The sequence below is a fragment of the Desulfosoma caldarium genome (assembly GCF_003751385.1).
In the GTDB taxonomy this organism is placed as follows: Bacteria; Desulfobacterota; Syntrophobacteria; order Syntrophobacterales; family DSM-9756; genus Desulfosoma; species Desulfosoma caldarium.
In genome coordinates this window covers 110,730-122,633 of the sequence record NZ_RJVA01000011.1, presented here as the reverse complement: position 1 = coordinate 122,633, position 11,904 = coordinate 110,730, and the positions used below count along the sequence as shown (strand labels likewise).

Annotated in this window: 9 protein-coding genes; 2 read left to right on the top strand and 7 right to left on the bottom strand. The window is 56.7% G+C overall.

Going from position 1 to position 11,904, the window contains the following annotated elements; all coding sequences use genetic code 11:
- Positions 1–58 precede the first annotated feature (58 nt).
- A complete protein-coding gene (locus tag EDC27_RS06420) occupies positions 59–2,146 on the top strand; it encodes a DUF342 domain-containing protein (RefSeq protein WP_123289797.1) in 2,088 nt (695 codons plus the stop codon).
- 111 nt (positions 2,147–2,257) lie between these two features.
- Complete coding sequence (locus EDC27_RS06415; RefSeq protein ID WP_123289796.1) at positions 2,258–2,653, top strand: hypothetical protein; 396 nt, start codon at positions 2,258–2,260, stop codon at positions 2,651–2,653.
- A 106-nt stretch (positions 2,654–2,759) separates the two neighbouring features.
- On the opposite strand, the gene glgC is transcribed toward EDC27_RS06415, so the two are convergent.
- From glgC to mfd, 7 genes are all read right to left on the bottom strand, one after another.
- Positions 2,760–4,037, bottom strand: a complete 1,278-nt coding sequence (gene glgC, locus EDC27_RS06410; protein ID WP_123289795.1) for a glucose-1-phosphate adenylyltransferase — start codon at positions 4,035–4,037, stop codon at positions 2,760–2,762.
- A gap of 22 nt (positions 4,038–4,059) precedes the next feature.
- A complete protein-coding gene (locus EDC27_RS06405) occupies positions 4,060–4,587 on the bottom strand; it encodes a peroxiredoxin family protein (protein ID WP_148045700.1) in 528 nt (175 codons plus the stop codon).
- On the bottom strand, positions 4,584–5,291 hold the full coding sequence (locus tag EDC27_RS06400; protein ID WP_123289793.1) for a cytochrome c biogenesis protein CcdA: 708 nt from the start codon (positions 5,289–5,291) through the stop codon (positions 4,584–4,586). The genes EDC27_RS06405 and EDC27_RS06400 overlap by 4 nt, the downstream gene beginning before the upstream one ends.
- A 94-nt stretch (positions 5,292–5,385) precedes the next feature.
- Positions 5,386–6,195 (bottom strand): DNA repair protein RecO, encoded by an 810-nt coding sequence (gene recO / locus EDC27_RS06395; RefSeq protein ID WP_123289792.1) that lies wholly within the window; start codon positions 6,193–6,195, stop codon positions 5,386–5,388.
- Positions 6,170–7,150 carry a helix-turn-helix domain-containing protein gene (locus EDC27_RS06390; protein WP_123289791.1) on the bottom strand — a complete coding sequence of 327 codons (981 nt, stop codon included), beginning with the start codon at positions 7,148–7,150 and terminating at the stop codon, positions 6,170–6,172. Before EDC27_RS06390 ends, recO begins: the two co-directional genes overlap by 26 nt.
- Before the next feature lie 42 nt (positions 7,151–7,192).
- The gene (locus EDC27_RS06385; protein WP_123289790.1) at positions 7,193–8,185 is read right to left on the bottom strand and encodes a peptidylprolyl isomerase; all 993 of its coding nucleotides are present in this window, start codon (positions 8,183–8,185) and stop codon (positions 7,193–7,195) included.
- The gene (gene mfd, locus EDC27_RS06380; RefSeq protein WP_123289789.1) at positions 8,182–11,829 is read right to left on the bottom strand and encodes a transcription-repair coupling factor; all 3,648 of its coding nucleotides are present in this window, start codon (positions 11,827–11,829) and stop codon (positions 8,182–8,184) included. The genes EDC27_RS06385 and mfd overlap by 4 nt, the downstream gene beginning before the upstream one ends.
- Positions 11,830–11,904 lie beyond the last annotated feature (75 nt).

Genomic DNA, 11,904 nt, shown 5'->3' with positions numbered 1-11,904 from the left:
TCTATAGCTATAGGAAACGTCTTGGCGAATATGGCCCTCTTATGGCAAAAGGCGAGCCATGGCCCCTGAGGACAAAGCTTCTCCGACGAAGGCCCAGCTTGTTTTCGGTAAATTGGTCATTCGATACGGATTGGCCACGAAGGAAACCGTGCAAAAGGCCTTGAAAACTCAGCAGGCTCTGGCGTCGGCGGGCGAAAAAAAGCTTTTGGGAGAAATTCTCGTGGACATGGGGGTCATCACCCCCACTCAGATGAAGGCGCTTCTCAAGCTCCAGCGTTTCTTCAAGCTTCGAGAACAAGAAAAACCTCTTCTGCACTATGCGGTGACCAAGGGCTTTTTGCTTCCGCAAGAGGAAAAGCGCGCCCTGGGGCGCCAGATGGAACTCTTCAAGCGGGATAGAAAATTCTATTCCATCGAGCAGGTCCTTTACGAAGAAAACATTCTGGACCACGGCGCCATTCAGGCTTTAAAGGACGCTTTTGCGGCATCCACGGCACCACCCGCTGAGGCTGTCTCCCTTGTGTGTGAAGCTCCCGAAACGCCCCCATCCACGGAGACCTTCCTTTCCAGCGAGCGCCTTCAGGCCCTTGAGGACGTGTTTGACGTGGTGGTGTCTTCAGATCGCCTGGAAGCCTCCCTGGTGTGGAGCCAAAAGCCTCCGTCGAATCTCACTCTTGCCGAGCTGCGCGCTTTTATCGAAAAACGCGGCATCTGCCATGGGATCACGCTTCCTTCGGACATTGTGCCGAAGATCCTTTCCCGCCCCGGCGTCAAAGGATCCATCGTTGTGGCACGCGGCGATCCCCCTACACCCGGGCGTGACGCCTCCATTCAGTACCACTTCGACACGGACCCTCTCAAGGTCGGCCGCCTCCGCAAAGGGGGATCTGTAGACTTTCGAGATCGAGGGGAAATTCCTGTCGTTCGCGAGGGGGACCTTTTGGCCGAAAGAATTCCGCCAACCCCAGGAACACCCGGCACCGACGTCTTCGGTCATCCGATCGAACCACCCAAACCCTTGGACATCGTGCTGCGCGCTGGAAAAGGTGCGCTCCGTTCCGCAGACGGCACGCAAGTTTTTGCCGCGCGCACCGGACGCCCTCAAATCAGTGCGGACGGCAAAATCAGCGTCCACTCCGAATTGGAAATCGTCGGCGATGTGGACCTGAAAACAGGCCATGTGGTCTTTGACGGTGATGTGAAAATCTCCGGCACCATCACCGCGGGTTTTCGCGTCAAGGCCGCCTCGGTGACCGCCTCGGAAATTCACGGGGGGAAAATTCTCGCCGAAGGCAACGTGATGATTTCCGGGGGCGTCATCAATGCCTCTATCCATGCCGAGGGTCAGGTCAAGGCGCGGCATCTTGCGGGAAGCACGGTCTGCGCCTGCGGGGACGTGGCCGTTTCCAGCAGTATCGTGGACAGCACCGTCGAAACCTCCGAATCCCTGCTTGCCCCCACCGCCACCGTTTTGTCTTCTCAAATCACGGCCGCTGGAAAGATGCTTTTGCTTCATGTGGGCTCGGAAAAGTCCAAGGCCTGCCGACTTGTTGTGGGCGAAGACCCGATTCTGAAAAGAAAATTGAGCTCCCTGCGGGACCGCATGCAAAAGCTCAAGGATCGAACCCTGCGATTCAAGAACGTGGAAACTCGACAAAGAAAGGCTCTGAGCCGCACTGAACTCGCCATTGGAAAAATGGTGCAGTTTCAGGATCGAACCCTTTTGGAAATTCGAAAGCTTGAAGAGGACGGAGTCGCCGTCAAGAGCGCCTCGACCCGGGCACACCTAGAAAACCTTCATAAGGCCATTCAGGACACCGAACCAAAGGTGGAAAAACTTTTTCAAGTGCAGGATGCCCTCAAATCATCTCTTGTTCGAGTGGTCGACCGCCGAACACAGTGCGCTCGAGACCTGGCCGACCTGGAAGAGGAAGTGCAAGGCCTCATGCAGTGGGCCAAGATGAAAAAGGACCGTCCAGAAATTAGAGTGGGCGGCACGGTGGCTGCGGGAACCGTGATCATCGCGCCGGAATCCTCGTGGAAAGCGGTGGAAAGCGTGCAGGCCGTGCGCATTTTAGAAAAGTCCATTGAGGATCCGCAAACGGGCGTTGTCAAAAAGAAAGTGATTTTGTCCGGACTGTCTTAAACTGTTCCGAAATCGCCGTTTCGCCATTCCCCTTCTCGCCACAACTTTTGACCTTCCTGCAGCATATTGAGGTACGCTTGACCGCTGAAAACGGTAGTATCTGCACGGCCCATGAAAAAACCGCGTTCTCGTAAAGTTCGCCTTGATCTAGGCGAGGGCGGCGCACGCCGCGACCTCAATTCTGCCATCTTAAACCACTTCATTCCCTTTACAGGAACGGTTCAGGCTCGACCCAAAAGTCAAAGCCATCCGGAACGCTCCTTTGACTCCTTCAAGGATCGGCCCAAGCCGCCATGCCCTGCATCACCACAGCCCGCTGAAAAACGAACGCAGTGCTCTTCGGGGAAATCCACGTGCGCCGGTAACGCCCTGAACAAAGGGTCTGAAGCCCTACAGAGGGAAATCGCCGCCCGTTTTGACGCCGTGGACAAACGGTTCGAGGTCGTCGCCAAGCATTGTGAAGCCATGGATAAGCACCTTACCCGACTCCATTGGACCATGGGATGAGGTTTTCCCCGATGATCGCCTTCACGATTTTCTTGAAGATCTGGTCTTAGGACTTCACCAAGAATGTCGATTTTCCCCCAAGCATCGCGTCCCCTGCAGCCGGTCGTCATGGCCGGGGAAAGGCGCCACGAGGCACCACGGTAATGCCTCGAGGGGTCACCACAAAGCGCGTGCGATCTTCCTGGGGTGTGACGCCGATTTCGGTGTGGGGAGGAATCACGTTGTCCTTGTCGATGATGGCTTTCTTGATGCGGCAATGGTGCCCTATTTCCACGTGGTCCATGATGACCGATTCGTCCACTTCGGCATGACAGTTGACAATCACGTTGTAGGACAAGACCGAGTGGCGCACAATCCCTCCACTGATCAGGCAACCGGGGGGCACCACGGAATCCCGGGCCGTGCCGGCACGCAAAGATGCCGGGTCACCGCCGGAAGCCACGAACTTGGCCGGAGGCACCTGCCGCTGCAGGCCTCTCAAGGGCCAGCGTCGACCGTAGAGGTTAAAAAAAGGCGCGATACCCGTCAGGTCCATGTTGGCATTCCAGTAAGCATCCAGGCTGCCCACATCGCGCCAATAGCTGGAATCCCGCGTAGGATATTGGGTCTTAAAATGGTAGCCCGCTTCCGGGTCATAGACGGGCACCTCATCCTTAATGAGATTGTACCGCCGGTAAGGATAGGCGTAGACCTTGGCTTCCCGCACCAGTCGAGGAATGACATCCCGACCGAAATCTTCGTCGTCACTTTCCTTCAGCACGCTCAAGAGCACGTCCCGCTTGAAGATATAGATTCCCATGGAGGCCAGGCTTCGGGAGGCATCTTCAGGCATCGGTTTGGGGTCCTTGGGTTTTTCCTCAAAACCACGGATGCGATATTCGGCATCCACTTCGGCGATGCCAAACGCAGAGGCCGTGGCACGGTCCACTTCCAGAAGACTCACCGTCACATCCGCTTCCTTTTCCTCGTGGAAGCGTCGAAACAAGGTGTAGTCCATCTTATAGACATGATCTCCGGACAAGATGAGCACATGACGGGGGCTTTCCCTTTCGATGAGGTACAGGTTTTGGCGCACCGAATCCGCCGTGCCCCGGTACCAATCTTCCCCCAGCCTTTGCTGCGGCGCGACAACTCTCAGATAATGGCCCAAAGCTCCCGAAAAGATGTTCCAGCCATCTTCCAAATGATCCACCAGAGACTGGGATTTGTATTGGGTAAACACCAGAATCTTATAGAGTTGCGAATTCACGCAGTTGCTCAAGGGAATATCGATCAGCCGATAGATACCGCCAAAGGGAACCGCCGGTTTACATCGGTCCCGGGTCAGGGGCATGAGTCTCTCTCCGCGCCCGCCTGCCATGATGATGGTCAGAATGTCTTTCATGCACAGCACCCTTAGAATGATGTCATTGGATGAGACGCCGAATGTCCGAAGGCAACTGATGGTCACGATAAACGATCGAGCCCGTCTTGTCCACCACCACGAATAGAGGAATCCCGCGCACATCAAAGGCTCTGGTGACGGCACCTTCGGCATCGTAGAGGACCTTGAACGGCATGGGGTGCGCTTTCTGATATTTCTTCACGCGTTCAAAAGAATCTCCCGTGCCCACATTGATTCCCAGAATTTCCAGCTGATCTTCGGGCATCTTCTGTCGCAGCTTAACCAATTCCGGCTTGACGGCCTGGCACGATGGGCACCAAATGGCCCAAAAGTATAACAGAACCGGTTTCTTGCCTCGAAATTCGCTCAAAAGCACCCGTTCTCCGTCGGTGCTCGGCAAATCAAAGTCCTGTTGGCCGCTTACGCTTGCCCCGCCCACCAGCCCCAGGATCTTGTCGATCATGGACTGGGCAAAAACGGGCGTCGAAGCCCACAAACACATTCCCACCATGCACCCCATCAGTAGGGCCCGTTGCCTTCGCACTTTCACAACCACATCTCCCCTGCTTTGACAAAGAAATATTCCGCCACTCCTATCATGACCAGCGCAAAAAGGCGCTGGATTCTTCGCATCCACAGTCCCGATCGTGGCAGGGAGGCCAAAAGGCCCGTAAAGGTTCCCACCAGGATGATCAACACCCCCATGCCATAGGAAAATGCGAGGAGCATCAAGGTTCCCCATAGAAGATGTTGTCCGGTGGCGACCACGGCCAAAAGCCCGCCCAGAATGGGCGTAGTGCAGGGTCCCACCACCAGGGCCGAAGCCCCACCCACCAGAAAGCTGGATAAGGCGTCATGGCCGGCCATGGGCCGCACCTGAAGTCGACTAAAAAAGCCGATCGAAGGTACGGGAATCACCTCCAGCATCATTAAGGCCAAACACAGACACAGATTGCCGACGGCCAGAAACACCCATGGGTTCATGGTGAGAGAACCAAAGAGGCGCCCGGTGAGCGCCGCCATAAGGCCCAAGGCCGAATAGATCAGCGCCATGCCGCTCACGTAGATGAGGGATAAAAGGAAACCTTTGAGGCGGCGTCCCTGAGCTCGGCTTCCGATGAAAGCCACCGTAATGGGAATCATGGGGTAGGTGCAGGGGGTGAACCCGGCAAGTACCCCTCCCAAGAAAGCCAGAGGGACTCCAAACCATGGCGCACTGACGGCCACCGATTCAAAACGCTGCATCCATTCCATGGATGTTCACTCTCTCCATCGGTCCTGGCCCATGCGCGACCCCCATGGATGACAGGGCCCTGGGCCGTTTGCACCGCGCCTTTTCGGGACGCCGTCAAGGGTTGCATTCCTCGGCCCAGCGCGGGTCCATGACACAGTTCAAGGCCCGACGACTCTTGAGACGTTGACCGGACTGCTCTTCCACCCAGGCCGCAGCGGCCCGCACGATCTCAGAAGCCATGCCCTTGCGCAGTCGAAATCTCCAGATTTTTTCCACAGGCCCTTGCAGCATAGCATGCAACAAAATGGCAGATCCCTTGTCCAACGTGATGGCCCCAGCATGGTTCAGCCCATGAGCCTGACAGGCAAACCGACCCGCACCCAAAGACAGGGTCCAGGTGGAACTCTCACCGAGCTTTCGCCCACACTGGCCGCAGGACTCCAGAGATGGCAAACCACCCACGAGATGAATTCCCCGCACGAGAAAAAGGGCGGCCACGTTGACCGGATCGCGCTCAGTGCCCAACCGGGCAAGCGCCCCGCACAAGAGCGCGTAGAATTGGGTATTGGGAAGGTTTTCGGGGTGAAGGCGAAGCGTGGTTTCCACAAGAAGGCCTGCATAAGCCCAACGTGAAGGATCGGATCGCAAGCCCAGGTTGCCTTCCACCAAACGGCAGGACTCCACCCAGGCAAGCCCTCTTCGCTGTCGAAAGCTCAGCCGAACCACGCTGTTGGGCTCAAAGGCGTGCACAAAACGTTCTCGACTGCGTCGAGCTCCCTTGGCCAGGGCGCGCACAAGCCCCGAAGCCAGAGTAAAGAAGGTGACGATGCGGTCAGACTCGCCGTAATCACTGGCATGCAAGACCACCGCTTCCGTTTCGATTAGGTTCATGAACAATTCAGGGATTTTCCAGGTAACGAGCATCGGGAAGCTTCACCCGCAACACCTCTCCCCTTTTGCCCAAGGGTTTGAGCGATGTGCCGTCCCACGAGACGCGAATTCCTCCGGCATTTCCCGTCCAGATTTGGGCAGACTGGGAAAGGGTCCACTGGGCACTTTCTCCGGGCTTGAGGATGCGGCTATGGGGTTTTTCGTCATCCACCTGCACCTGAATCCAGGCTTCTTCGTCCGCCACGATGTGCAGAGTATGCGGGGAAGCCGAACCCACCGTTCGATCGGTCTCCGATTCCGCCACCTTTGGGCCAGGTAAAGGGGCCGTGCCGCCAGCTTCGTCCGTCGATCCTTCGGGCTTGGATAAAGGCATGCCCTCAGGGAGCCGAGGTCCCGTCTCGCCCGTTCCAGACTCCGGCAAAAGGGCGGGAGATTCCCCTTCCGGCAAAACGCCCGGCCGGACCGCCGGAGTGGTCAAAGAGCCTTCCTTAAGATCCCCGGAGTCTTCTTTTAGGGCCAGATCTCCCGGCAGTTCCTCCTGTGGGTAAATGGCCTCGAGGGTCGATTGGGCCTTTTGCGCCCTTTTCAACTGATACTTCGGCCACCACACGGCCCATAACCCCGCCACGGTCACGCCCAAGGCCAAAACAAGAAAAAGGATAAGGGATGGGCCGCTTTTCTTTCGCGTTCCTTTCATCCAGCTTTGGAATCGTTGCAGTCTTTCCCCTTCGTTATCGTAGCGGCGAATATCCGAACCATACTCTTCCAAGATGGGTTGAGGATCCACTCCCAGGGCTTGACAGTACACCTTGAGAAATCCTCGAATGAGCAGAGGCGTTCCGATGACTTCATATTCCCCAGCTTCCAGAGCCTGCAGCATGCGCACGCTGATCCGCGTGTGCTCGGAAAGCTCTTCGAGGCTAATCTGTTGCCGCTTCCGCTCACCTTCGAGAAAAGCTCCGATATCCCTAAGAGCGTCCATGGACATCCCTTCTCCTCATCCGGCGAAAGCTGCTCACTCCGCCACCCTTTAAGATCCCGACGTTGGAGGATCCAAATGAATCTGGATATAGGACTTGGCCTCCAGGTCGCGAATCCATTGATCATACTTGCGATTGACTTCCATGCGAAACAGTTCTTGGCGTACCTTTTCCTTCACCCTTTCGTCCACCTCTCCCAGCTTAGGCCTCTTCGCGTCCAAAAGCTTGATTATATAAAACCCGTCGGCCGATTCCAGGACGTCACTCACCTGGCCGGGCTCCAAATTGCGCGTCGCCTGTTCCAAGGCCGGAACCATGTTCTTGGCCTTGATGGTCCCGATGTCTCCCCCATTCTGAGCTTCAGGCCCCTGGGAGTAGGCGCGGGCCAGATCGGCAAAATTCTCGCCTTGACGAATCCGATTGAGAATTTCCTGGGCTTTCAACCGCACCGCCTGTCTCGCTTCCGGAGCCTTAGGGGCCGCAAGAAAAATGACCGCCAGATGTCTTTCTTCCTCAGGACTTCGCACCTCACGGCTCAGAGCAGATTGAACCTGTTCGTCGGTAATCAACGTCTTGGACTTCAAAACCCTTTCGATCAATCGAGCCCTTTCCATGTCCTGGCGGATCATCTTTTTGAACTGCTCCAAGGAGCGGCCTTCCCTCTGAAGCATTGCTTCCAACTGCTGACGGCTCATATTGTTGGCACTCTGAATAGACGCCAAGGCTTCCTCCACTTCCGAATCGGTCACCGTGATCTTAAGCCGCGCGACTTCTTGAGCCGTCAGTTTGTCACGAATCATCTGGCGCAAGACCTCTTTGCGCAGAGCGTCCGCGGGGCCTAAGGGAGCGGCGTTGTGCAGGTGCCCCGCCGCCTTGACTACGTCCTCAACGCGGCGTTGCAGTTCGCTATTCAAAATCACATCGTCGTTGACCACAGCCACAATCCAATCCACCGTCTCGGCACGGCCCACCTTCGCCACGCTCAGAAAACTCCACACCGCCAATAACCCCACCGCCATGGCCTGCCACACGCTTGGTCTCATCGCGCCCCGCGTCCTTTCTGGTCAGAAGAACTCGCACCCCTTACGCCCGCCGAAAGGTCACGTTCAACGGGAAATGTTGGAACTAACCTATTGAATTGACTATGGTCTTTACCATGATCCACAAGCGCTTGCAAGATTCTTTTCAGCCGAACCAGGGCTGCCAAAGGCGTGCGGACATCCAAGTCCACGTTCATCTTGCGTTCCCCTTGCATGGTGATCGAGCACTTGGCATCGCACAGGCTTTCCATGATGGAATCCAGGCGCGGCATTTCCATGAAGGTGAAGGTAAACAGAGTGCCTGTGCCTTCGAGGCGCGTGATGCGCAGGGCTTTCATGAGGAGCCGCAATCGGGCCAGCAGAAGAAGTGATTTGGCTTCATCGGGCAGAGGTCCACAGCGATCTCTCCATTCCTTGGCAATGTCGTCGATTTCCTGTTGAGTTTTCGCTCCGGACAACCGTTTGTAAGCCACGAGCCTTTGGTCCGCAACGGGCATGAAAGGGGTCGGCAGGTAGGCGGCAATGGGTAAAGCGATCTCGGGGTCCGGAAAGTCTTCTTCCACCGCTTCGCCTTTCATCTTACGAATGGTCTCTTCCAGCAGTTCCAAGTAGAGCTCGTAGCCAACGGAAGCAATATGCCCCGATTGCGCCGATCCCAAGATGGTGCCGCCCCCTCGAATTTGAAGATCGTTCAAGGCAATCTTAAATCCGGACCCCAGTTCACTGAAATCCATGAGCGCTCGAAGCCTTTTCTGGGCGTCCCGGGTGACTAGATGTTCTCCGGGAATCAGCAGGTAGGCGTAAGCCTGCTCCGCGGAACGGCCCACTCGGCCCCGCAGTTGGTAAATTTGCGCCAAGCCCATCTTGTCCGCGCGGTTAATGAGGATGGTGTTGGCCGTGGGGATGTCCAGCCCGGACTCAATGATGGTCGTGCACACCAACACATCCACCTTTCTGTGCACGAAATCCAGCATGATCTTTTCCAGGTCCCGTTCCTTCATCTGACCGTGAGCCACTTCCACACGGGCTTCGGGCACGAGGGATCGAATCTTGTCGGCCATGCGCAGAATCGTTTGGACATGATTATGCACAAAGAAAACCTGGCCCCCGCGCCGCAATTCCCTTGTGATCGCCTCTCGAATGGTGAGGTCTTCAAAGGGACAGACCACCGTTTCCACGGCCTTGCGATCCTGAGGCGCCGTTTCGATGGTGCTCAGATCCCGAATGCCCGACAGGGCCATGTGAAGCGTTCTGGGAATGGGGGTCGCCGTCAGGGTGAGCACATCCACGGCCACCCGCATTTCCTTGATCCGCTCCTTGTGGCGCACTCCGAAACGTTGCTCCTCGTCAATGATGAGCAAACCCAAGTCCTTGAACACCACGTCCTTTTGCAGAAGCCGATGGGTGCCGATGATGATATCTAGGCTTCCGGACTGGAGCCGTTCGAGGATGCGCTTTTGTTCCGCGGGAGTACGAAATCGGCTGAGCACATCCACGGTCACCGGAAAGTCCTTGAGGCGCTCCTGAAAGGTGGCAAAGTGTTGCTCGGCCAAGACGGTGGTGGGGGTGAGCATGGCCACCTGCTTGCCGTCCATGGCCGCTTTAAAGGCAGCCCTCAAGGCCACTTCCGTCTTTCCATAGCCCACGTCCCCGCAGATGAGACGATCCATTGGGCGAGGCGAGCACATGTCTTGCAAAACGTCTTCGATGGCCCGCATCTGATCGGGCGTTTCTTCAAAGGCAAAGGTGGCCTCAAATTCCCGAAAGACATTGTCCGGCGGGCTGAACGCTGTGCCTTCACGTATGTGACGAAGGGCGTAGATCTTGAGCAGTTCTTCCGCCACTCTTTCGGCGGATTCGCGGGCTTTTCTCTTGGCGGCTTCCCACGTCTTACCTCCCAGTTTGTCCAGCCGCACTTCCGTACCATCAAGCCCCAGATACTTCTGCACCTTATGAAGCTTGTCCACGGGGACGTAAAGGCGATCCCCGTCCTGGTAGTCCAGCTGAAGAAAATCACTCTCCATCTGTCCCACCGTCAGATGCACAAGCCCTCGGTAGACAGCGATGCCGTGGTCCACATGAACCACCAAATCTCCATCACGTAAGTCCTCAAAGGAACTGAGAAATAGACCCGAAAGGCTTCTCTTTCGCGAAGACCGCGCACGGCGCCTTCCGAACAGTTCGGTTTCCGAAACCACCGCCACGTGATGCCCCGGCCAAACAAAGCCGGTACGAATCGGGCCTACGGCCAAGTAAAGTTCTCGCCCCTCCGGCCGACGGGGACGGACCAGATCTCGACCACGAAGCGTGCCCGCCGTTTCAACGCCGTAGTGGGTGAGCAGCTCCTTGAGTCGTTTGGACTGTTCGGGATGATCGCTGACGATCACCGTGCACAATCCCTGATCTTGCCAGGAACGAACCTGGTGCACCACGGGTTCCAGAAGCCTTTCTCTCTTGGGATGAGATTTCAGAGCCAAGCACAGGTCGCTCTGGCTCCGCACACCCACGTCCCAGTGCGCGGCTGCTTCTTTTCGATCCGCCATAGCATTGATCCAGACGTTTTGAAAACGCCGAACCAACCCATCCACAGACTCCGGCGCTAGAAAAAGTTCTTCCACCGGACGTCGCCACAGATCCTGCTCATCCTTTCGGCCCCACTCCCAGAGGATGCGCCCGTAAGTCTCGTGCAGCGTTTTTTTCAACTCGGCGTAATCGGACCAGAGCACCACGGCGGTCTGCGGTAGATAGTCAAAAAGGGAGGCAAGTTCTTCGTAAAAGACCGAAAGCACGGTTTCAAATGCCGAGGGTTGATGCTCCGTCTCCAGCCTTTCCCGCCACAGATTGCCCAGGGAGGGGCTGAGCCGTCCCGCGTGGACGTCTTCCATCAGAAGGCGCCGGGCCCGCTGGCGCACCATGTCACTGAGCACGACCTCGCTGGCTGGCACCAGCACCACTTCCTCCAGCGTCGCCACAGACCGTTGGCTTGCCGGGTGAAACAAGCGAATGGATTCCAGGACATCCGCAGAAAATTCCAAGCGCACCGGCCACGCATATAAGGGCACGTACACATCCAGAACCCCGCCCCGGCGGCTGAAGTCTCCATATTCCTCCACAAGGGCCGCCGGGTAGTAGCCGCCAGCCACCAAGCGCCGCACCAAACCTTCCACGTCTAGGGTTTCTCCCACGACGCGGTATTCGCTGCTGCCCATGAGCACTTCGGGCGGAATCACCTTTTCAAGAATCGCGGCAGCGGAGGTGACCACAACATAAGGTCCCGCCAGGTTTTTCAGGCTCCACAGTGTTCCCACACGCTGCGCCGTCGATTCCATCTTGCCCAAGACCTGCGCTTGATGGCCGCAGCGTGAAGGAAACACCAGAAGCTTGCGCTGCAAGGGATCCGCACTTCGGTGAGACTGCAGAAAAAAGCGAATTTCGTCTGCCAAAAACCCGGCTTCTCGGTCCGAGGAAGCGATGACCACCACTGGCCGCTTCACAACCTCCACGAGGTGCCCCACCCACAAGGCCAGGGCCGATGATGGCATCTGGGATAAGGACAAAGGGTTTAAGCCTTTTCGAACAAACTCCGAAAGGAGCGCCGCAGAAAGGGAGAGGCCATGGCGATAGATCTTGGCCTGTTCTTTATCCATGGGCTGAGTCGATTGAGCCTGCAAGGGGTCTTGACACCTCCATCTTTTTTTTGACTGCAGAATAATCCCGAACCG

What these genes read in the sequence shown, in the direction of transcription:
- EDC27_RS06420 (WP_123289797.1), top strand. Translation starts at nt 59, where the DNA reads ATGGCCCCTGAGGACAAAGCTTCTCCGACGAAGGCCCAGCTTGTTTTC.
- EDC27_RS06415 (WP_123289796.1), top strand. Translation starts at nt 2,258, where the DNA reads ATGAAAAAACCGCGTTCTCGTAAAGTTCGCCTTGATCTAGGCGAGGGC.
- glgC (WP_123289795.1), bottom strand. Translation starts at nt 4,037, where the DNA reads ATGAAAGACATTCTGACCATCATCATGGCAGGCGGGCGCGGAGAGAGA.
- EDC27_RS06400 (WP_123289793.1), bottom strand. Translation starts at nt 5,291, where the DNA reads ATGGAATGGATGCAGCGTTTTGAATCGGTGGCCGTCAGTGCGCCATGG.
- recO (WP_123289792.1), bottom strand. Translation starts at nt 6,195, where the DNA reads ATGCTCGTTACCTGGAAAATCCCTGAATTGTTCATGAACCTAATCGAA.
- EDC27_RS06390 (WP_123289791.1), bottom strand. Translation starts at nt 7,150, where the DNA reads ATGTCCATGGACGCTCTTAGGGATATCGGAGCTTTTCTCGAAGGTGAG.
- EDC27_RS06385 (WP_123289790.1), bottom strand. Translation starts at nt 8,185, where the DNA reads ATGAGACCAAGCGTGTGGCAGGCCATGGCGGTGGGGTTATTGGCGGTG.
- mfd (WP_123289789.1), bottom strand. Translation starts at nt 11,829, where the DNA reads ATGGATAAAGAACAGGCCAAGATCTATCGCCATGGCCTCTCCCTTTCT.